Here is a 21,710-nt window from a genome sequence, read left to right as displayed (position 1 = left end):
GTCACCCGCGTCCGCGGCGAATGTCGATGAAGCGATTAAGAAGAATCGCCGCGATAATAATAATGCCCGTAACGGTCATTTGATAGAATGAACCAAGGCCCAGCAAATTGAAAATGTTGCGTAGTACTTGAAGCAACATGACAGCAAAAGCTGTGCCGAGAATGCTGCCACGTCCGCCAAAAAGAGAGGTTCCTCCCAACACAACGGCGGCAATAGCATCTAACTCGAGCCCTTGCGCTGCTGTTGGCTGTCCTATCCGCAAACGAGAGGTCAACAAAAGACCGCCCAGTGCGCTCATAATGCCAGAGACCGCAAAAACAGAAACAATAATGCGCCGTGTTGGAATGCCCGACAACCGTGCTGCTTCTGGGTTACCGCCCGTTGCATATATGTTTTCACCAAAAACAGTTTTGCTTAACAATAAGCCAGCCAATACACATAATACAGTGAATATAAGCCCCATTGAGCTCAATTGAAAACCTGGAAAAATAGGCACCATTGTTGATGAGAAAGCAGCGAACGCGCTCGGCAATCCTGAAACGGGGACGCCTTCGGTCGATAAATATGTAAGTCCGCGAAACGATACCAATCCAGCCAATGTCACGATGAAACTGGGCACCTGTGCATAAGCGCTAATCGCACCCATAAATGCACCGCAAGCAGCACCGGCACAAATTGTTATCCCGATGGCAAGAACGATTGGCATGCCGCTGGCCAACATTATGGCGGCGATCATTCCACAAAGCGCCACGACACTGCCCACAGACAAGTCAATATTGCCGGTAAGAATGACAAAGGTCATGCCTATGGCAACAACGCCGACAACAGCTGCCTGTTGGAAAAGATTGGAGATATTTGTTGGTGTCAAAAAGTTCTCTGACAGAAGCGAAGCGATAGTCACCACGAACAGAAATATAACAATGAAATTATATTCGATTGCAAGATTAACAAGGCGGCGCATCGCAGATGGTTTTTGATCTAATTGGTTCATGATGTCAGCCATCAGTATTCACTCCTGAATGCTCGCCAAGAATCTGGCATTTTAGAATTGTGTCCTGATCTGTTTCAGACGGGTTGTAACGGGCGATATTTCGCCCCTCATGAAACACCCATATTGAATCGCAGGCGGCATAAAGTTCTTCTAGTTCAGAGGATGCAACGATTACGGCTGCACCATCGCGTGCCAGTCCATCAACCAGCTTGTAAAGATCGGCTTTTGCGCTGATGTCGAGGCCGCGTGACGGCTCATCCAGCAGGAGTAGTTGCGACCCTTTTATGATCCATTTTGCGAGAACCACTTTTTGTTGGTTTCCGCCGGATAGTTGAACAACATTTTGCTCTGGTCGACCATATTTCGTAGCCAATTGATCCAGCACCGGAATGGTCCGGTTTTTCTGGTAGCTATGGCGTGCCCAAAACTGTCCCTGCATCGACGGCAAGGTGGCATTTTTGTAAATCGGTGACTGGAGGATGAGCCCTTCGGTCTTGCGATCCTCTGGCACCAAGCCAAAACCGTTGCGAATTGCTGCACGCGGATTTTTGGGTGCATATGGCACGCCATCTAGCGTCATATCAGCTTCATGGCTGCGCGCACCAAACAGCGACATTAGAAAAGACGTTCTGCCTGATCCGTTTAATCCGGTTAGGCCTATTATTTCACCACGGCGCAATTGGAAGTCGCGAATATCGAGGCCCTGTGCACCTTGTAAACGTTTGACATCCAGTACGACGTCGCCTGTAACTGGCTGGCGTTCTTTGCGCTCAATCAGTTGGCGGTCCTTGCCCATGATCGCTTCAATCAAAGCGCTATCTGGTGTGCCTTCAACATCAAAAGTTTCAATCGTCCGGCCGCCGCGCAAGACTGTTACACGATCACCAATTTCTCGCAGTTCACCTAATCGATGACTGACATAAACAATCGCCACGCCTTGAGCGGTGAGCTCGCGGATAACCTGAAAAACGGCTTCCAGCTCGTTCTCATTTAAAGCCGCAGAAGGCTCATCCATTATGATGACCTTAGCTTCGCGCGTGAGTGAACGAGCAATCGCTGTGAGCTGCTGATTAGCAATCGACAAGCTCTCCACTTTAGCATCCGGTCCAAATCTGGCACCAACGCGTTTCAACGCTTTTTCAGCTTCGATCCGGCGCGTTTTTGTGTCCAAAATACCGCGATTGTTCGGGGGATGCCCTAGAAATAGATTTTGAGCGACTGTCAGTTGAGGAACCAAATCTAGTTCCTGATAAATCATTGAAATACCAACCGCAGTTGCTTCTGCAGGACTGCGGAACTTAACCGCTTTACCATCAACACGTATTTCACCAGAAGTCGGCAGCATTGCGCCAGCGACAAGTTTCAAGAACGTCGATTTACCAGCGCCATTGGCACCCAATAGGCAATGTACCTCGCCCCTGCGCACATTAAGTCCAGCATCAGCAAGCGCTATAATATTAGGAGGAAAGTGCTTTGAAATATTTGAGATTGAAAGAATGTTGGGCTCTTGCTCAAGACGGTCTTTCACTTGCGGCGCTAAGGTCATGGAGCCTCCATTAAAATTTCAGCGGTTGCTTCATCGGTCACCAAAACAGAGACATAGCCAGCTCTTAACGCAGCCAGAGCAATGCCGTGTTTTTCAGCGCCCGAAACAACGCCTATTGCGCGCTCTTTTTTGCGTAATTGGTCCAGCCTTAAGCCAACCGTGCGATCATCAAGTTCGGTATCAACAATCTCACCATTTTCATCGACGAAGCGGCCCAATATATCGCCAACAGCGCCAGCTTCTTTGAGCCTTTTCGTATCATCGGGTTCAAGATATCCCGAGCTCAGCAGCACTGAATCCTCAGACAGACCGCCCATACCAAAGCAAATGACAGATGCTTTTTTGGCAAGTTCGAGCACACGCTCGACGATGGGATCTTTCTCAAGCGCAACACGTGTTGAGCGGCGGCCAACAATGGCTGGAACAGGAAGCAGCGTTGCTGTGCCGCCAGCGGATTGAGCAAACTCTTCGGCTACAGCTGACGTGCGCGCAGAAGTTTGCTGCAATGCGGTCGCACCATTTACAAGAACGATATTCGTGCCCGGATTCCAACCAGAAGGGAGCGCGCGCGCAACAGCAGACATTGTGCGCCCCCAGCTCACGCCAATTAAGGGAGATTTGGGGCTAAGATTTACAATGTAGTTGGCCGCAGCTGAAGCAACAGCATCTGTCATCAAAGACAAATCTGTAATGTTTCCCATTGGCACAACAATAGCGTCAGAAAGCCCGAAACGCTTTTGAAGTGTAACTTCCAAGCTGGTCTTTCTGTTAGAGCGCGGGATGATTTCAATTTTCACCACACCTTCAGCTTTCGCCTCGGAAAGTAGCTTACTAATCTGCCAGCGCGTTAAGCCCAGTTCTTTGGCAATCTCGGCTTGGGTCTTTTCCAAATCATAATATAATTTAGCAACTTGAACCATTAAGTGTTCGCGATTTTGATCCATCGGAAGGCGCGAATTATATGGATTACGAGGACTCATACTGCATTTCCTGACTGCACTTTTGCCAAATGATGCATCACTGGTGTCAGAGCTTCTGTCGCTTCGCAATAGAGAGGAAGGGTCTTATTGTACCAATTTGTGCGCTCAGCATTCGGCAAAATTTGCCGTGTCGGTGACGCACAATGTTTTGCAGCTTCTTTCAAATTATCAAAAACACCCAGCGCAGTAGCTGCACATACACAAGCGCCAACAAGCGATAGATTATCTTGATCAGCAACATCGACGGGGCGGCCTATAGCATCGACAGTGGCCTGCATCCAAGCTGCGTTCTTTACAATACCGCCCGCCATAACGACGCGATCAATTTCGACGCCGCGCTCTGCAAGCACGCGTAATATATTGGCAGAACCAAGTGCAATTGAGTCAACACAGGCAGCATAAAGATCGCTGCGCCCATGGCCAAGCGTTAGTCCTGTCATTGTACCACGCAGAGCACCATCGCGAAGAGGTGTTCTGTTTCCCATCCAATAATCGAGCGCGAGCAGACCTTCAGCGCGAGATGGTGTCTCAACGACTTCCTGTATGAGCTCAGCGTGTCCCTTTTCATCAAGCCCAAAAATCGTATGGGCCAGCCAGTTTAGTATTGATCCAGCAGACACCTGCCCGCACTCAACAAGCCAATCGCCATCACTAAGGGCATTGGGATATGGGCCCCAAAAACCAGATACATCGCTTTCTTGCGCAAGTTGAGTGAGCTGAACGACGGACGTTCCGCCGATGAACAACATGCCACCTGGAGAAACAACATCAGCGCCCAGCATGCCAATATGCGCATCAATGCCGCCTTGTGCGACCAATGGACGATTTTCTAAACCTAGGTCGGCCGCCATTTCCGCAGACATTTCACCAATGGCACCGCCCACAGCGATAACCTCTTGTGGCAATCGTTCAGTGAGGTCCGATATGCCTAATTCTGCATATATTTCCGGCACAAAATTATGAACATCACTGTCGTAATTCCACTTACATGCAGCGTTCATACGCGATGCAACCCACTTGCCAGTCAGGTCAAAATTCACATAATCGAGCGCTTCGCAAATGACGTCTGCATCTTGCCAAATTTCTGGCTGATTTCTCTTGAGCCACATCGCTTTGGGAACGAGCCATTCTACGGCATCAGATCCACCGCAGAAACGCATGACAGGATTTTTGACATTTGCTGTCTCACGGCTTTCGCTTTCAGCACGACAATCCATCCACAAAAGAGCGGGACGGATAGGTGTGCCATCACGTTTACATACCGCAACCGTGGACGCTGTCGTGGCGGCACAAACCCCATCAACGCGCTTAACGCCTGCTGCTTTAATGGCAGCTCTTCCAGCCTGGCGTAGTGCAGAACTCCATTGAAGTGGATCCTGCTCAGCCCAGCCCGCGCGTGGATAAACCGTATCATATTTGGCTTCTTCCATTGCGATCATTGATCTTGTTTCAAGATCAAATACGCCCGCACGAACGCCGCCGGTTCCAAAATCAAAACTCAGTAAATGCACTAAGACGCTCCTCCCTAGACCTTAATTGTCACATTAAGGACGAAACATGATTTTGGAGAAAAACAAACTTCTATCGTTTTGCAAAGTCGCAAACATTTCTGGCAGTTCTTCAAGCGTTAGCTCATGCGTGATCATAAAGTCCCAGCGCAATTTACCTGTCGCAAGTGCATCAAGCGTCACTGTCCATTGAGGGCCAGGATAAGGCGCACCAAACGAATTCCACGAACCGTGGAGAGAAACTTCTTGGCGCAAGAAATGCTGGAATGTCTTGTTATCAAGCGATACATCACCGACAGGAATGCCGATAAAGACAACATGGCCGCCCGGCGCAGCAAGACTTACAGCGCTATTAATAGAGGTTGGATGGCCAGCCGCCTCAACCGTGATATCAGATAATAGTTCTTTTGGAATTTCCTGTCCGGCTAGAAAACAATGCGCGGCTCCAGCTTCACGTGCTTGTTCAAGTTTCTTTTCAGAAACATCAACAGCCACAACTTCACGTGCGCCCATTGAGAGCATCCATTGGATCGCGAACAAACCGATTGGTCCACAGCCAATAACCGCGCCTCTTGAACCAGCCTGCACGCCGCCTGCTTTCCAGATAGAGTGCAAAGCAATTGAAGCAGGGTCAACCATGGCCGCAGCCCGCGGATCTGTACCTTCAGGAACCTTCATCAAGTTTGAAATTGGTACGGCAACCCATTCTGCGTAAGCACCATCTCGGCGCGAACCGAAATAATCATAATCGCGGCATCGAGAGAAATTGCCTGTCGCACATTGATCGCATTTACCGCAAGGAAGCATTGGCGGAACGGTACATAATTCGCCTATCGCAAAGCCTTCAACACCGTCTCCGAGCTCTTCGATACGGCCACAAAACTCATGGCCGCAGATGATCGGCATCTTATGTGCGCCTTTAATCAACATACGAGGAAGATCTGATCCACAAACACCGACCGCATCAACGCGAAGCAAAACTTCACCAGCACCTGGAACCGGTTTGGCAACGTCCTCAAGACGGATATCGCCGGGCTTATACATAACAGCTGCGCGCATAGGTGAACCTTGTCGTTACAATGAGTTAAAAATATATTGGGAACTAAAAAAGTGGGCCGGAGTTAAAGTCCATCCGGCCCGCAGGGAGGTTATTTAGACAAAACTTCCGGACGATATTCTGCAAACAAACCTTCACGTGGGAAGTCTGCAGCATTATCAACTGTCACAGCTTTTGAACCCGCATCAACGAACTTGGAGACTTCGTTACCAGCGGCAGCTTCGCGTGCGACCTGAATGGTTACATCGCCCAAATATTTCGGATCGTTAAGTGCTGTAGCAACATAGTTGCCGCCAGCAGCCATCATTTCAAGTGCTTCTGAAAGTCCATCGACACCGGAAATCAGAACATCATCACGACCGCTTTCTGCAAGCACCTGCGCGGCACCCAAAGCCATGTCGTCATTATGTGCGTAGATTACTTTAACATCTGGATGCGCCTGAAGAAGATCCTGCATCGCAGTTACCGCATTTGCGCGGATATATTCAGCATAAGGGCCTTCAACAATCGTATGGCTTGAGCCTTCAATTGCAGAATGGAAACCATCACGGCGATCCATCATCACAGCGCCGCCGGCATCACCTTGAATTTCGATGATTTTAGCACCTTCAACACCATCAGCTTTTAGACGTGCAAGAACAGCCTCGCCAACCAATTTGCCCATAGCTTTGTTATCACGGCCAATATGCGCCACGACTTCACCGTCATTTACAGAGCGGTCGACTGTGATCACTGGGATACCAGCAGCAGCTGCTGCTTCAACAGAAGGGATAACGGCATCCGGATTTACCGGATTAATAATGATAGCGCTTACGCCCTGCGTAATCAGATCCTGAATATCATTGTTTTGTTTAGACACATCACCATTGGCATCAAGGAAGATAAGAGTATCTCCACCAGCTTTAGCTGCAGCTTCTGCGCCATCTTTAAGCTGTACGTAAAATGGAGACTGAAGTGTGACTTGGCTGAAACCAATTTTCAAACCTTCAGCAAGTGCCGGTGAAGTCACCGCAAATCCAAGTGCGAGCGCTGATACACCAGCAGCAAAATGTTTCATAGCAGAACGACGGGTAAACATAATTTCTCCTCCCAAAGTTTAAAAAAGCTGGCTGCGCCTGCAAACCAGCATTTGTGATATAAAAACACAAATGTAACTTTAAACAACTCTAAAGCTAAAAAATTGTCAAGCGCACTCGCCGCCCAGAAGGCTTAAAATAGTACATCCCTCTGATTTCAAAGAATATTTTTTAGGAATTACGGCTGTGAAAATTATGCAGCCTTAGATGCCATGCACCTTGAGGCTTTGTATGCTCATTAAAGAGAGCAAATAAACGGCAACATTTGTGAAGCATTCATTGAATGTTTGGGCGCATGTATGATTTTAGATTCGGCAAGCGTACCGAGTACGATGCAAGCTGAAGTGACTATTTACGTCATCGTGAATGGTCAAATGAGATTGATTTGACCCACTGTATAATTTCACTTTGTTTGGCAAGCAGCACACCGAACATCTTCGATGTGCTGCAGCACCTTACTTAAGATTATTTTGCGCCATATAGTTTCGCACCAGAACGCTTAATGCAGTCATGGCCGCGATGCCTTCGAGAGCAAGAGGCGTGAGCGGTGCAAGAAGCACAAGAATAGCAAATATTGGAAGCACGAATTTCGCGTTCCCTGTTAGACAAAAACGATCACGCACAAACCATAAGCCGAGCATATAAATTGCCACTGGAATTCCCACGGCATAGTCTCCCACCAAGAGAGACGCTTTGGCATGACCTGAAATCACATCAACAAGAACGGCAAAGCCGGCTCCGACTGCCGCGCCGGATGCAAAAATAATAAAATGCCCATAGCCCCACACCAACGCACGGTTGAGGTCGCTGGTTTGAAGGTGTTCTTCTTGGCTAAAATATAGCCACCACATCGAAAACACGATGGGAGTCACAGCCCAAGCCGTTTTCTCATCGAAACAGTACTCTTTATGCGAGAGACCTCTTCCCATCCTAGATGCTTATAAAGCTGAACATTTTCGGGCATATCTACATGCGTGTTTAACCGCATCTCGTTATAGCCTTGCCGTTTTGCTTCGCATTCTGAAAGCGCCATCAATTTACGCCCAATGCCTTTACCGCTGTGGCTTGGGTGAACTGCCAAATTTGCAAGCTTCATGAAGCCATCCTCCTCTATGAGGATAAGACAAGCAATAATCTCATCAGCTTCCACCGCAACCCACACCTGATTGTGGGTTATATCTTCTGAAATTCCATCAGAAACGGACGGCATTTCGGATATGCGGTTCGAATATTTTGCATAGGCTGCATCGATACACGAAACTAAAGCTTCACTATCTTCCAACACTGCTTTGCGTGGCTGAATATTATTTGAACTCAAAATGTTTCCTTTACACGGGCGTTCGCTCTAACATGAACAATCAATCATTGTCACATAATCGCGGGCTACGTCTGCTCCTACAACGCGAATAGGCTTTGTTATCGAAACTCCCAATTGGCCATGCACCATGACCAAACGGCATCGACGGTTTCGCGCGGATGGGGTGAGCGTTTTCGCACGAGGTAGAAATCAGAACCCGCCTCAAAACCTGCTGGACATATTTTGATTAGCCGCCCTCCATCGAGATCAGGTTGAACAAAGGCGCGGAAATCGATGGAAAAACGCAGTGCCCAAATAATCTTTTAAATGCCTGATTTGTTGCGCAACTACACTTTACATGACGCTAAGCTCTTCTGAAGAGGCATGGAAGTTCATGTAACGACCGAAAGATTCGAGTACACGCAACGCGTTGAGCGGCGGTAGTTATCTTTCCAGACATAGAGTAGAAACAGGCCGCTTATCTTAAAGCTTCTTATCGGCGCTCATAAACACCGATGATGAACCGTAATAAATTTGGCGTTTTACAATGATCAGCAACAAGCGTATGAATGACGAACTAGTCATACGATATTGCGTATGAGCTACCATCAGCGGCGTTAGAACTCCGTAATCTAAACAATTATCGTAATGCGAACTTTGCGCGGTGCTTAAGCCCGGTGCGACGAGTTTGATCATTAGCTAACGATCTGAACCTTTAATACTATCCTTTGCGTGGCCCTATACAGGCGTCGAGGCGCCAAGCTAGCACGTCTTATGCGGACTGGTTTTTGGCTTGCAGGAGCGCACATGTCCATAATTCCATTTAAAGAAATTACCCGCACAAAGAGAGCTAATCTTACATCAATAATTTCCCGCAAACCAATTTCAACTGACATTGAGGCGGTGCAAGCCTTCACGCCCAAGACAGCGACAGCGCTTGTATATTGCGAAGGAAACTTTGGGAAAATTGATGGCAAAACCGCAAATGGATTGGTGCGCCATTCTGAGAAATATAAAATACTCTCCGTGATCGATAGCCTTCATGCGGGCGCAGACGCTGGCAATGTGTTGGACCAGAAATCAAATGCAGTGCCAATTTTTGCAAATCTAGCTGAAGCATTTGCCAGCGCACCAAACAAGCCAGACTATTTTATATATGGGATGGCACCTGCCACTGGCATGCTATCGCTGCAAGAGCGTACAATTATGCTTGAAGCAATGCGGCTTGGCATGAATGTGATCAATGGTTTGCATGAGTTTTTAAATGATGATCCCGAATTCATTGCAGCATGTCTCGAACACAATGTTAAAATTACAGATATTAGAAAGCCGCGGCCGAAAAACGAGTTGCGCTTATTTACGGGCGATATTCATAAAGTCGCCTGCCCGCGCATTGCGGTTCTTGGCACAGATTGCGCCATTGGCAAAAGAACAACTGCAAACATTCTAACCAAGGCACTTGCCGAACGGGGCATCAATGCCGTCTTGGTCACCACAGGACAAACAGGAATGATCCAAGGGTCGCGTTACGGCGTTGCTCTTGATGCTGTGCCATCCCAGTTTTGCTGCGGTGAATTGGAAGCAACGATCGTAGAGGCTTATAAGGGCGATGCTCCCGACGTCATCATTATTGAAGGTCAAGGTGCACTGAGCCACCCTGCCTTTTGCACCTCGGCATTTATTCTGCGTGGCAGCGCGCCACAGGCAGTTATCTTGCAGCATGCGCCAAAGCGCGAATATCGCTGTGACTTTGACCAAATGGAAATGCCTTCTGCGCAATCGGAAATCAAACTCATTGAAGCTTTTGCGGACACGTAAGTTATTGGACTAACAATAAACCACGAAAATATGAGTGATGAAGAGGTTAGCGAAAGCATTACAACATTCAGCAATCAACTCAACATTCCGGTAACCGACGCATTGTCTCGGCCATCTGAAATGCTTGTTGATATGGTGCTCATGAATTTCCCAAAGCTGGCTGAGAAATCCGGCCGTAGCGTTCAATGAACACGCCCCGACTAGATATCAATCTCGATAAGATTTTACACAACGCATCTGTGTTGGTGAAACGCTTAAAAGAGGATGGCATCTCGGTCACCGGTGTTACTAAGGCGTTTCTTGGTGCGCCGCAGATTGCGCGCATAATGCTGAAAGCGGGTGTTACATCGCTAGGCGATTCCCGCATTAGCAATATCGAGCGCATGCGTCATGCAGGCATTTTAGCGCGCATGGTGCTCATTCGCTCCCCCATGATAAGTCAGGTCGATCATGTTGTAGCCTCCGCCGATATGAGCGTTAACACAGAGCTAGATGTCCTTTGCGCTCTTTCTGTCGCAGCGCTAAGGATTGGCAAGGTTCATGACGTTTTACTCATGGTTGAGCTTGGCGATCTTCGTGAAGGCATTATGCCCAGCGATATCAGTGATTTTGTTCAGCAAGTAAGCCTTTTGCCCAATATCAAGTTGATGGGGCTTGGTACCAATTTAGCGTGCCGCAATGGTATATCACCGGACAATGAGAATATGGCCAAATTGTCTGCGGCTGTTAGGCAGCTTTATGCGGCGAACTCAGTGAATGCTACAATCGTTTCGGGCGGAAACTCCAGTAATCTTAATTGGATTTTTGACGGCGGGAAAATAGGCAAGATCAATAATTTGCGGCTTGGTGAATCAATCTTGCTTGGCAGGGAACCGTTACAACGAAAAGCCATACCGGGTCTATTTACCGACGCGACAAAACTTGTTGCAGAAGTAATCGAGAGCAAAATTAAACCGACCAAAGCATGGGGCACTATCGCTCAATCGGCATTTAAAGGCGCACGAAATTCAGTTGCAACGGGTAATATCAATCAAGCGATTTTGGCAATCGGCAGGCAAGATACGGACCCTGAAGGATTGCAAGCGCCCAAGGGCGTTACAGTCCTTGCTGCCAGCAGTGATCATACAATTTTAGACACCGGTAAGAGCAAATTGCGTGTTGGCGAAGAGGTCTCATTTCAACTCAATTACAGTGCGCTTTTGAGCGCGATGACATCGCCCTATGTGTCTAAAAACTTCACCGGAAGCAGTGTCCTTTTAAGGCCAAATCCCGACCTGCATTTCTTACCGGCTGCTGCGTAATAATGACATCATCCTGAGATATGACCACCGTAGAAACCCGCATATAGATCAACTCATAAGGACATTGAGCACATGATAAAGTTTGGAAAAAAATTCGAAACGCCAAAGCAAAAAGAAGAAAACAATGCTGCGGCAAAAGCAAAAGCCGCAGCTAAAGAAAAGTATAGTCAAGGCCTCGCTTCTGGAAAAACCAATGCGTCAGCAGACAAGAAAGCCTGATATAAGCTCTTATTATCATCACTAAGGACCAAATACAGTCAACGAGATGGAAGGTATTTGGTCTTGGTTAAACCGTAATTGGCGTCCATCTTTACGATGTTCGAAAGTTACTGGATATGAAGACGCTCCTTGGCTCAGCGTTTCCAGTTACAAGCATCATACCGGCAGATGCATTAAAATGCCGTTCTCGCTTTAATTTGCCCTGAATATTTATGGCGCGCCATAGATAAGCAGTCGTTCCTCGCGCGATAAGGAAAGCAAATGCTTGGCCGGACCCAAAAATCGACAATCCGTTTAGCTAGAGAATTTTCAATTTCTAGCTTCGACGGGATATTACCGCCCGGAGAATATGCAATTTCTGAAGATGAAGAATTGATCGAAGGCATATCGTGGCTCGCCTATAGACGTGTCGCGACATTTATCGAAGTGCCAGCAATTGGAAGAACGAAAATGTCCAGCCAGATGCTCAAGATCGATCATGATGAGTTAACCGCTATTATAGAAGATGATGCGTGTTTACAGGCCCAAGAAACCATAGCCAAATCTGCTACACATGCGAGTGAACACTGATGAAAATTCAAGTTTTTAAATCTGGGCAACTGGTTTCACTGCTGCATAGAGATCATCTTTCGCCAGCGACGCCAAAACTTTTCAGGGTAGAAAACAGGCTCCCCGATACTGCTGGTGCTTCTCAATATAGAATTAAAAACGACGAGCAAAACCACGAGCGTGTGGAACTTGGAAGCAATCTTGTTGTGGCTGAAAACGCAAACTGATCTGGCTTCCAGAGCTTAAAATCACCCATCTTTATTTCCCCTTTTGCCTTACGCAAACAGGGAATATTTTTCTATGGAATGGCGAAGATCGCAGCAGCGTTCTTCGCCATTGCCTGATATTTAAACTTCAGCTTCCACCAACTTTATCTCGTGCTCTAAGCGCCTCTGTGAAGCACCGGGCGCTGCTCCCCATCCAGCAATTAATCTGTAGAATACAGGCGTTAGGAACAGGGTGAATATCGTGGCAAAGCCAAGACCGCCAACAATGACGGAGCCAACAGCGATACGTGCTTCTGCGCCCGCACCTGATGTTAAGATCAGTGGCAGTCCGCCAAAAACCGTAGACACCATGGTCATCATGACAGGGCGTATACGCAAGTGGAGTGCATTGCGAATAGCGCTATCAATGTCTTGCCCTTGTTCACGCAACTGATTGGCAAATTCCACGATCAAAATACCATTCTTAGCCATGACGCCTATCAGCATGACCAAACCGATCTGACTGTAATAGTTCAACGTTCCGCCCGAAAGTGAAATAGCGAACAATGCTGCTGCTAAACCAAAAGGCACGGTCAGCATAATTACAAAGGCACTGGCAAAGCTTTCAAACTGTGCCGCAAGAACAAGAAACACCACAGTAAAAGCAACGCCGAAGATGAGGTAGAGCCCCGACTGGCTGCTTTCTAGTTCAGCTGCCTCGCCAAGAAAGACAATACTGGCACCATCCGGCAATATTTCTTGTGCTATCTCACTGACACGAGCAGCTGCAGTGCCTAAGTCGATGCCGTCACCCAAATTTGCTTGAAGTGAAACAGAAAGCGAGCCGCCTTCTCGCACAATTTGAGATGCGCTTACGACTTGCTCCAGCTTTGCCATCGCGGAAACGGGTACATAGACTTTATCAGCTGTTTGAACAAAAATGGATTCCACATCGCTCGGATTATCCAAAGGCGGCCCACCCGGTACGAGGCGAATATCAACTTCTGTATCATCAACGAAAACAGAAGTCGCAACTTCACCCTGCAGCATTGCATTGATGGTGGAAGAGACAAGTTGCGGCGATAGGCCCAGATCTTTTACTAAATCACCATCCACGGTTAGTTCCAGTAATGGCTCCACATTATCAGCTGAAAGTTGCGGGTTAGCAAAGGTTTCATCTTGCCGCATGGCTGCAACCATTTCACTTGCCGCATCGGAAAGCAGTTCCAAATTATTGCCCGTTACGGCAAATTGAACGCCCCTACCCGCGCCGCGAATACCCAGACTGTTGCCCGAACGGGCTGAAACAGTGAGGCCTGGCACCTGCGCAAGTTCGCGGTTAAGCTGAACCAAAATCTCCTGCTGACTACGCTCACGTTCTGCCCAGTCGGCGAGCCTTACAATGATAAAAGCAGATGAACCGCCGCCGCGCCCAAGTAAGGTTTGAACGATCTTGACTTCGCCCTTATCAACATAAGGCTGCAAAATTGCTTCAATTTGCTCAACTTGATTTTCAACATATTCTAATGTTGTCCCTGTCGCGCCGCGAGCAGGAATAAGAAAGAATGCGCGGTCTTCTGACGGCGTTACTTCTGAGCTTAAATTGCTCATTGCTCCGACCGAAAAAATCACAAAAGCAGCGGCAATAGCGATCACCAGAAATGGCGCTTTGATCGCCTTATCCATGACCGTATCAAATGTACGCAGCATAAATGAAGGCTTGCGGCTTTCCTCGTTTGCATTAGCGGCATTGCTTTTGCCTGGATCAAGGACGGAAGCCATCATCGGCGCTAAAGTTAAGGCTGCTATCGATGACAAAGTCACGCTGAATGCTAGAACGAAACCAAACTCACTGAAGATGCCTCCAGCTTGCCCGGGCAAAAATGATATTGGGATAAACACTGCGGCAAGTGTTGCTGTGGTGGAAATAACCGCGAAGAAAACCTCATTGGTTCCCGCTACCGCAGCTGCAAAAGCGCCCATACCCTCGCTGCGTTTGCGCACGATGTTTTCAACCACAACGATGGCATCATCAACAACCATGCCGGTTGCGAGAACAAGTGCTAAAAGGCTGATCGTGTTGACGGAGAACCCTGCAATCCAGATTGCCGCAATCGTTCCGATAAGCGCCACAGGAATTGTAACCGCAGGAATTATTGTTGCACGCCATGATCTGAGAAAAAGAAAGATAACCGCAATCACGATGCCAGTTGTAATCATGATTGATGTTGTCACTTCGTTGATTGATCCTTCGATGAAGATACCATCATCGGATGTCACAGTGAGTTCTATACCATCGGGCAATTCGCTTTGCAGTTCAGCCACTGCTGCACGGACATTTTTCGAAATCGTAAGCGTGTTGCCAACGGATTGGCGCACGATATCAATGCCGATAGCCGTATTTCCATTAAGGCGAGACGATGCGGCGTTGTCTTCTGCAACAAGCTGAACAAACGCAATGTCTGAAAGGCGCGTTGAGGCATTAATCAGAACGTCGTTTACCATCTGCTCTGTCACTTCAGGCGTGCTTGAGCGCAGGGTGAGTTCTTGAGAAGCCGTTTCAATTGAGCCAAGCGGCGTGTCGTCACGCAAGCTTTTCAAAGCGGTCGATACATCAAAAATTGAAAGACCACGGCTGAGTAAAGACGGCATATTGAGCGTCACACGAAACTCAAGCGCCTGACTACCGGTTACGGTAACTTCTGCAATGCCATCAATGAGGGACAAACGATCGTAAATTGTGCCTTCCGCAATTTCGGTCAGCTCCGGAATTGAGGCATTACCCACGACAGCGAGCCGAACAATCGGATCGGAATTCGTATCGCTTTTGCGCACAACCGGATCATCAATATCATCGGGCAATTGCCGTGTTGTTTGCGATACGATTTCGCGTGCCTCGTTAGCGGCAACATTAACATCTGTGCCATCGCTCAGATCAATTGTTATGCGGCTGCTGCCGTTTTGTGAGGTTGAGGAAATGTAGCTTAATCCATCAAGGCCACCCAGCGCATCCTCAAGAACTTTTGTCACCTCTTGGTCAACAGTTTTAGCCGAGGCACCAGTATAAGTGGTACGAACAGACAGCACCGGCCGGTCCACATCTGGCATCTCGCGAACATCAACCGAATTAAGCGCGGCAAGGCCAGCAATAATGATAAGTAAATTCAGGACCAGCGCCAATATTGGTCGTGCGACAAATGTTCCGGTTAGGCCCGATATGCTTTTTTTCTTTGGTTCAGAGGAAACATCGCTCATTGTGCAGCACCTGCTTCACCAGATGATGGTTGACGGCGCGCGTTAGGCTCACCTTCCGTCTTAGGTTTCCTCTCCTTTGATCTCTCACCCGTTGGGGCGGCGTTTGAAGCAGTTATTTTTGTGCCATCGCGTAGCTTCTGCGTGCCGTCAGTCACAATCTGTGTTCCTGCAGGCAGTTTGGTATCAATCCAAACATTGTCCTGCTGGCGCATCACGATTGATGCAGGCACAGCCTTCGCTGCACCGTCTTCAACAATCCAAATCTGCGAACCATTGCGCGTCCAGCTGATTGCATTGGTGGGTACGAACGCACTCGGCTCACTTTCATTGATTAGCCGCACGCTAAAACTCATACCTGGCAGCAGTGAATGATCCTCATTATCGACCTTTGCCTGAACAGTGATCGTGCGCGTCGTGCTATCTATGCGGTTGTCATATGCGTACACTTCGCCTTTGAAAACTTTACCGGCAAAAACGGGTGTTGATAGAAGAACTTCCTTTTGCAAAGCCAATAGGCCTAGGGCGCGTTCGGGCAATTCAAACTCGACGAGCAATTGTTCAATATCATCTATGGTTACTATGGTTGTGTCATTGGCAAGATTTGCGCCTGTTTTAATCCGGCTCAATCCAAGAATACCGTCAATAGGCGCGCGAATTGTTCTTTCTTCCAAGGCGTTTTCTGCCAAGCTGACTTGCAACTGCGCTTGTGAAAGGGCCGTTTTTGCATCGGCAACGGTTACCGCAGAAACAACAGACGCATTGCCCGTTCCTAGTTTTTCATACCGACTTACTTGTTCTTGCGCTTGTTTTAGGCTCGCTTTAGCGATCTCCAGATTGATTGACTGGGTGCGATTGTCCAACTTCAATAAAACATCGCCAGCTTTTACAGGCGTGTTTGATGTCAAAGATATTTCCTCAACTTGGCCTGCAACATCTGAAACCACATCAACATGATTGATTGCTTCACTGGTGCCTATTGCGCGCAAGGTGTCATTAAAAGACGCATATTCGATTTCGCCAACGGTAACGACTGTTGCGCCGCCGCGGGAGCGACCTCCTGTTCCTCGCGGTCCGCCGCCTTTAGAACCAGCTGCGCTTTCCTCAACTTCTGACCCCGTTCCTAGGGGAATCCATGATGGAATGCCGAACGTGTAAAAATAGGAGATAGATAGGACTGCAAGCCCTAGAACAAATGACAAGAGGCGGGACAACGAGAATAACCTTCTATTTCTAGGGCGTTTATTTCAAATAATGAATTTTGACAGAACAGAAAGCGCCTAGCCTCTCATCCATAAATTCACACCGAACGCATCAAAACATGAATTTCGGCAACTAAAACTACCACATTGAAAAGATTTGAAAAATTACAAATTAGTTATTTTAGAGGAGATGCAGCTCCGTTAAATATACAAGCTTAATACGCTTTAAATATTGAATTTTATCAGATACTAATAAATGTCATCAATCAGATGCAAAACTGCATTGAAACTCCCAGCTTAATTTCCGATTATGAAAGCTGAAACGGATTAATAATGACCGAGCGGCAAGACATTCATAATTCAAGCATTCCTGTTTTATGCAAATCCTGTGAAGCGCGCCACCGCGGTGTTTGTGGCGCTTTAAATAGTGATCAACTGATCTATTTGAGCAAGCATACCCATAAGGGCGCTGTTCAACCGGACACTGAATTGATTGCTGCTGACAGTAAAATTGAGAATTATTCCAACATCATTTTCGGTACGGTTAAACTGACCAAATTGATGCCAGATGGCAGGCAACAAATTGTTGGACTCCAGTTTTCACCAGATTTTCTTGGGCGTCCCTTTAGGCGTGAAACCGGCGTATCGGCTGAGGCTGCAGGCCCAGTGTCATTGTGCTCGTTTCCGAAAAACATTCTTGAGAAGCTTGTCAAAGAATCGCCAGAGCTTGAGCATAGACTGCATGAACAGGCACTGCGTGAACTCGACGAAGCACGCGATATGATGCTGATGCTAGGGCGCATGACAGCGGTTGAAAAAGTCGCAACTTTTTTGATGCTACTTGTAAAGCATCTCGACCCTGAACAAGACGATGATAGCAACAGCATTCGGTTTGATTTACCGCTCAAACGTGCAGACATTGCAGATTTTCTTGGCCTTACGATCGAAACTGTCAGCCGCCAGATGACCAAGCTTAGAAAAGCAGGCGTTATCGACATTGAAAACAACCGCACCATTAACGTGCCAGATATATCGCGCTTAAGCGCTATAGCTGGCAATTTTTAAACGTCAAACCACCTTTGAAAACCGAACCGTGCTGCGTTTCAAATATTGATCGAATTGCGATGCCACAATGCGCGCAAAGGGTTTTGCTTGCGGTGGTATGTACAATGACGTTCCGCTCACCTTCACCAACTGAAACGGGTCTGCGGCAGAAAATTTGTTTGCCAGTTGGACACTTTCGCTCACGCGCTCATCCGAAGCGAAAGGCAGGCTCGCAAAATCAACATGAAAATAACACATCAAACGCTCAATCAGAGCGCCGCGATATAAATCGACTGGTTGCAGTTTGTAGCCTTTATCAGATGCCAACACTCCAGCCGCAACACGCTTTTGATAAAGGTTTGTTGCAACAGTGTTTTGCATGAAGCCGCTTGGTGATCGCCCGATAGATGATGCGCCAAGTCCGAGCATGACCTCCGCACTGTCGGTCGTATAGCCTTGGAAATTGCGCCGTAGGGTACCCTTTTTCTGCGCTACAGAAAGGCTGTCATTTGGAAGTGCAAAATGATCTATACCGATACTGTTATATCCAGATTGCACGAGCAATCGAGACGCATTTTCCATTTGTTCAAAACGTTCATTTTGTCCCGGAAGATCTTCTTCCTTAATCATAATCTGATGCGGTTTGAACCAAGGAACATGCGCATAGCCAAACATTGCCATGCGGTCCGGCTTTAAAGAAATACACTGCTGGACGGTGCTTTCAACGCGTTCATTTGTTTGTTTTGGAAGCCCATAAAGAGCGTCAATATTGATTGATTTGATACCAATTGCCCTTAGTTCTTTGACAACTATCTCAGTCAGTTCAAAACTCTGCGTTCGATTGATTAATCGCTGCACTTCAGGGTCAAAATCTTGCACACCAATGCTGGCACGCGTAACACCCAGCGCTTCGATTGCTTTATAAAAATCATCGGTTGCATCAGAGGGGTCGATTTCCACACTGATCTCTGTTTCCTCATCAAAAGCAAAATAGCGCTCAAGGCTTTGCTTAATGAGGCGCATTTCCTTCGACTGAATTAAGCTTGGCGAGCCGCCACCGAAATGCAAGTGACTGACTGTCACTTTTTTGTTTAACTTGCGTCCTAACAAGTTGATTTCGTCGCATAGACTATCAATATAGTTCTTTATCGGTTCATATTTATTTGTATGTTTTGTGTGGCAACCACAAAACCAGCAAAGACGGTCACAGAACGGAATGTGCAAATAGATAGAGACGGGTTCTTCTTCTGTTAGATTTTCCAGCGTCGTTTCTAATACTGAAGAGCCAACACCAGATTTAAACTGAGGCGCTGTGGGATAGCTTGTATAACGTGGAAGGGCATTCGGATAAAAATCAAAAACTTTTGCGGGATCAATGTTTTGCGGCTCTATCATGTTGCTTCCCCGAGAAGAGAAGAAAGCATTTCTTTTTCAAAGGCGATATGACGCCGCAAGCCTTCGAAAAAGCCACGCAACATATAGCTCAGCTTATCAATGTTCTTTTCGCGTCCCGCGACAAAGCTCTTCAACGTATCTGAAATCTCATGCGCGAAACTCTCATCTTCCCAATGCTCGCCATGAAGGCGCTCAATCGTCGTTGCTAAATGTGCGTTGGATGGGTCGGCTTTCATGAGCGCAGGAAACAATTCATTTTCTTCAAATGAATGTGCAGCCATCACAACCGGATATACTTTTTGCGCAGCCAAAAGGCACTGCTGATTGTCGACGCGCCTGGGTAGCTCGTCGGCAATGGTCTCCAATTGATTACACAATAGCGTTTGCGCGTTCAAATGTAGATTAAGCTTTTCGAAAAGATGGATCATCTCGCGACTGTGATTTTGAAACGGCTCTGCCATCTGCATTCTCCGTGCTGCATAGCTTATCCATATATTGGCCGATTCAGTTCGTTGACATTGATCTAGATCAAAGTGGCATCCGGAATTTCATGGCAACAACGCTCCAATAAGTAAGCGAGTAAATGCTGATACTGATGGAGCAAGGAAATATGCTAACCGCCACCCCCATAATATTGACCGGTGCAGGAGCCTTTATCGGGCTGCTGGCCTCAGCCTTTGCCAAAGATGTTTTCTTTGCGCAACATATGGCAATTCTTGCGATCATATTGACAATCGCAACGGTCATTTTGCTTAAGAGATTTCAGTTTTCTTCGCCTGCACAAATTCAACGCAGAGAAGAAGCTGCCCGAAGCGTCTATATGGATGACGTTATACGGTGGGGCGTTATTGCAACCGCCTTCTGGGGCGTCGTTGGATTTTTGGTTGGTGTGATTGCCGCTGCGCAACTTGCTTGGCCTGAGCTCAACATCCAACCTTATTTGAATTTTGGACGCCTAAGACCATTACACACATCGGCGGTTGTCTTTGCCTTTTGCGGATCTGCGCTCATTACAACAGCATTTTATGTCGTGCAGCGCACCTGCCGCGCACGGCTTTGGGGCGGTAATTTAGCCTGGTTCGTATTCTGGGGTTACCAGCTTTTCATTGTAATGGCTGCAACGGGATATTTGCTCGGCATTACACAATCCAAAGAATACGCAGAGCCTGAATGGTATGTTGATCTTTGGCTGACCATCGTATGGGTGGCGTTTCTGATGGTTTATGTAGGCACAATCGTTAAGCGGAATGAGCCACATATTTACGTCGCGAACTGGTTCTTTTTATCGTTCATTGTGACTATCGCAATGCTGCATATCGTCAATGGGCTTTCAATGCCTGTGTCATTGCTTGGATCAAAAAGCTATTCAGCATTTGGCGGCGTACAAGACGCGTTGACACAGTGGTGGTATGGCCACAATGCCGTTGGCTTCTTCCTGACAGCCGGATTTCTAGGAATGATGTATTACTTCGTTCCAAAGCAAGCCGACCGTCCAATTTATTCTTACCGCCTTTCAATCATCCACTTCTGGGGTCTTATTTTCCTCTATATCTGGGCTGGACCGCACCACCTCCACTTCACAGCGCTGCCTGACTGGGCGCAAACACTTGGCATGGTTTTCTCAATTATGCTCTGGATGCCTTCATGGGGCGGCATGATCAATGGCCTGCTAACCTTGCAAGGTGCATGGGACAAAGTGCGCACCGATCCGATATTGCGGATGATGGTTATCAGCTTGGCTTTCTATGGCATGTCGACTTTCGAAGGCCCTGTAATGTCTATTAAGACAGTCAATTCACTGTCTCACTATACAGACTGGACAATCGGTCATGTGCATTCTGGCGCTCTTGGCTGGAATGGAATGATCACATTCGCGGCACTTTACTTTTTGACACCGCGTCTTTGGAACCGTGAACGCCTGTACTCATTGCGCATGGTCAACTGGCACTTCTGGTTGGCGACACTGGGCATCGTTATTTACGCAGCTGTGATGTGGGTTTCTGGTATCACGCAGGGTCTAATGTGGCGCGAATACGATGCGCAGGGCTACCTCGTCTATTCATTTGCTGAAAGCGTTGCTGCTCTGCACCCTTACTATGTGATGCGCGTATTTGCAGGCCTACTCTACCTGTCTGGCGCACTCATCATGGCATTCAACCTTTTCATGACCATTCGTGGAAAGCAGAGAATCGAAGCGCCACTTCGCAATTCACCAGCCCCAATCAACGATAAGCCCGTCGTGGCTCAGCCCGCGCAATAGGAGAACTAC

20 protein-coding genes are annotated in these 21,710 nt (G+C 47.6%); 8 read left to right on the top strand and 12 right to left on the bottom strand.

Translation table 11 applies throughout. The annotated features are described in order from the left end of the window. Nucleotide 1: 1 nt before the first annotated feature. The 8 genes from N530_RS0103550 to N530_RS0103515 form a co-directional block, all read right to left on the bottom strand. Nucleotides 2–1,003, bottom strand: a complete 1,002-nt coding sequence (locus N530_RS0103550; RefSeq protein ID WP_026479586.1) for an ABC transporter permease — start codon at nucleotides 1,001–1,003, stop codon at nucleotides 2–4. Further along, nucleotides 996–2,537: a sugar ABC transporter ATP-binding protein gene (locus N530_RS0103545; RefSeq protein WP_035266124.1), complete on the bottom strand. Its 1,542-nt coding sequence runs from the start codon at nucleotides 2,535–2,537 to the stop codon at nucleotides 996–998. Before N530_RS0103545 ends, N530_RS0103550 begins: the two co-directional genes overlap by 8 nt. Then, a complete protein-coding gene (locus tag N530_RS0103540) occupies nucleotides 2,534–3,517 on the bottom strand; it encodes a sugar-binding transcriptional regulator (protein WP_026479584.1) in 984 nt (327 codons plus the stop codon). The genes N530_RS0103545 and N530_RS0103540 overlap by 4 nt, the downstream gene beginning before the upstream one ends. Next, entirely contained in the window at nucleotides 3,514–5,028 is a 1,515-nt protein-coding gene (locus N530_RS0103535) for a ribulokinase (protein WP_026479583.1), read from the bottom strand. The genes N530_RS0103540 and N530_RS0103535 overlap by 4 nt, the downstream gene beginning before the upstream one ends. Nucleotides 5,029–5,061: 33 nt before the next feature. After that, complete coding sequence (locus N530_RS0103530) at nucleotides 5,062–6,084, bottom strand: galactitol-1-phosphate 5-dehydrogenase (protein ID WP_026479582.1); 1,023 nt, start codon at nucleotides 6,082–6,084, stop codon at nucleotides 5,062–5,064. A gap of 89 nt (nucleotides 6,085–6,173) precedes the next feature. Then, nucleotides 6,174–7,160: a substrate-binding domain-containing protein gene (locus N530_RS0103525; protein WP_051540727.1), complete on the bottom strand. Its 987-nt coding sequence runs from the start codon at nucleotides 7,158–7,160 to the stop codon at nucleotides 6,174–6,176. Between the two features lie 453 nt (nucleotides 7,161–7,613). Next, nucleotides 7,614–8,009, bottom strand: a complete 396-nt coding sequence (locus tag N530_RS0103520) for a low temperature requirement protein A (protein ID WP_026479580.1) — start codon at nucleotides 8,007–8,009, stop codon at nucleotides 7,614–7,616. Nucleotides 8,010–8,026: 17 nt separating this feature from the next. Further along, the gene (locus N530_RS0103515) at nucleotides 8,027–8,476 is read right to left on the bottom strand and encodes a GNAT family N-acetyltransferase (RefSeq protein ID WP_026479579.1); all 450 of its coding nucleotides are present in this window, start codon (nucleotides 8,474–8,476) and stop codon (nucleotides 8,027–8,029) included. 786 nt (nucleotides 8,477–9,262) lie between these two features. Between N530_RS0103515 and N530_RS17360 the strand changes: the two genes are divergently transcribed. The 6 genes from N530_RS17360 to N530_RS0103490 all read left to right on the top strand — a co-directional run bounded on the left by N530_RS17360 (nucleotide 9,263) and on the right by N530_RS0103490 (nucleotide 12,569). Then, nucleotides 9,263–10,273: a DUF1611 domain-containing protein gene (locus N530_RS17360; RefSeq protein WP_211097816.1), complete on the top strand. Its 1,011-nt coding sequence runs from the start codon at nucleotides 9,263–9,265 to the stop codon at nucleotides 10,271–10,273. A gap of 30 nt (nucleotides 10,274–10,303) precedes the next feature. Beyond that, nucleotides 10,304–10,462, top strand: a complete 159-nt coding sequence (locus N530_RS19470; protein ID WP_211097815.1) for a hypothetical protein — start codon at nucleotides 10,304–10,306, stop codon at nucleotides 10,460–10,462. Beyond that, entirely contained in the window at nucleotides 10,459–11,574 is a 1,116-nt protein-coding gene (locus N530_RS0103505) for an alanine/ornithine racemase family PLP-dependent enzyme (RefSeq protein WP_026479578.1), read from the top strand. Before N530_RS19470 ends, N530_RS0103505 begins: the two co-directional genes overlap by 4 nt. A gap of 72 nt (nucleotides 11,575–11,646) precedes the next feature. Next, nucleotides 11,647–11,793, top strand: coding sequence for a hypothetical protein (locus N530_RS19000; RefSeq protein ID WP_155851905.1), 147 nt, complete (start codon nucleotides 11,647–11,649; stop codon nucleotides 11,791–11,793). Nucleotides 11,794–12,054: 261 nt separating this feature from the next. After that, nucleotides 12,055–12,363, top strand: coding sequence for a hypothetical protein (locus tag N530_RS0103495; protein WP_026479577.1), 309 nt, complete (start codon nucleotides 12,055–12,057; stop codon nucleotides 12,361–12,363). After that, a complete protein-coding gene (locus tag N530_RS0103490) occupies nucleotides 12,363–12,569 on the top strand; it encodes a hypothetical protein (protein ID WP_026479576.1) in 207 nt (68 codons plus the stop codon). The genes N530_RS0103495 and N530_RS0103490 overlap by 1 nt, the downstream gene beginning before the upstream one ends. Before the next feature lie 120 nt (nucleotides 12,570–12,689). Here N530_RS0103490 and N530_RS0103485 read toward each other — a convergent pair whose 3' ends face one another. Both N530_RS0103485 and N530_RS17355 read right to left on the bottom strand, forming a co-directional pair. Further along, on the bottom strand, nucleotides 12,690–15,803 hold the full coding sequence (locus tag N530_RS0103485; RefSeq protein WP_026479575.1) for an efflux RND transporter permease subunit: 3,114 nt from the start codon (nucleotides 15,801–15,803) through the stop codon (nucleotides 12,690–12,692). Beyond that, on the bottom strand, nucleotides 15,800–17,014 hold the full coding sequence (locus N530_RS17355; protein ID WP_035266120.1) for an efflux RND transporter periplasmic adaptor subunit: 1,215 nt from the start codon (nucleotides 17,012–17,014) through the stop codon (nucleotides 15,800–15,802). The genes N530_RS0103485 and N530_RS17355 overlap by 4 nt, the downstream gene beginning before the upstream one ends. Before the next feature lie 321 nt (nucleotides 17,015–17,335). Here N530_RS17355 and N530_RS0103475 point away from each other — a divergent pair, with 321 nt between their 5' ends. Next, nucleotides 17,336–18,067, top strand: coding sequence for a Crp/Fnr family transcriptional regulator (locus N530_RS0103475; RefSeq protein ID WP_026479574.1), 732 nt, complete (start codon nucleotides 17,336–17,338; stop codon nucleotides 18,065–18,067). Between the two features lie 3 nt (nucleotides 18,068–18,070). Here the strand turns inward: N530_RS0103475 and hemN are convergent, their stop codons facing one another. Both hemN and N530_RS0103465 read right to left on the bottom strand, forming a co-directional pair. Continuing rightward, nucleotides 18,071–19,441 carry an oxygen-independent coproporphyrinogen III oxidase gene (hemN, locus tag N530_RS17350; protein ID WP_051540726.1) on the bottom strand — a complete coding sequence of 457 codons (1,371 nt, stop codon included), beginning with the start codon at nucleotides 19,439–19,441 and terminating at the stop codon, nucleotides 18,071–18,073. Then, a complete protein-coding gene (locus tag N530_RS0103465) occupies nucleotides 19,438–19,902 on the bottom strand; it encodes a hemerythrin domain-containing protein (protein WP_051540725.1) in 465 nt (154 codons plus the stop codon). Before N530_RS0103465 ends, hemN begins: the two co-directional genes overlap by 4 nt. 149 nt (nucleotides 19,903–20,051) lie before the next feature. On the opposite strand from N530_RS0103465, the gene ccoN reads away from it, so the two are divergent. Then, nucleotides 20,052–21,701 (top strand): cytochrome-c oxidase, cbb3-type subunit I, encoded by a 1,650-nt coding sequence (gene ccoN, locus N530_RS0103460; protein ID WP_026479572.1) that lies wholly within the window; start codon nucleotides 20,052–20,054, stop codon nucleotides 21,699–21,701. Nucleotides 21,702–21,710: the final 9 nt, after the last annotated feature.

The organism is Ahrensia sp. 13_GOM-1096m (genome assembly GCF_000620605.1).
Classification (GTDB): Bacteria; Pseudomonadota; Alphaproteobacteria; order Rhizobiales; family Rhizobiaceae; genus Ahrensia; species Ahrensia kielensis.
Note: the sequence above shows the minus strand (reverse complement) of the source record. Positions and strands in the feature narration are given on the sequence as shown.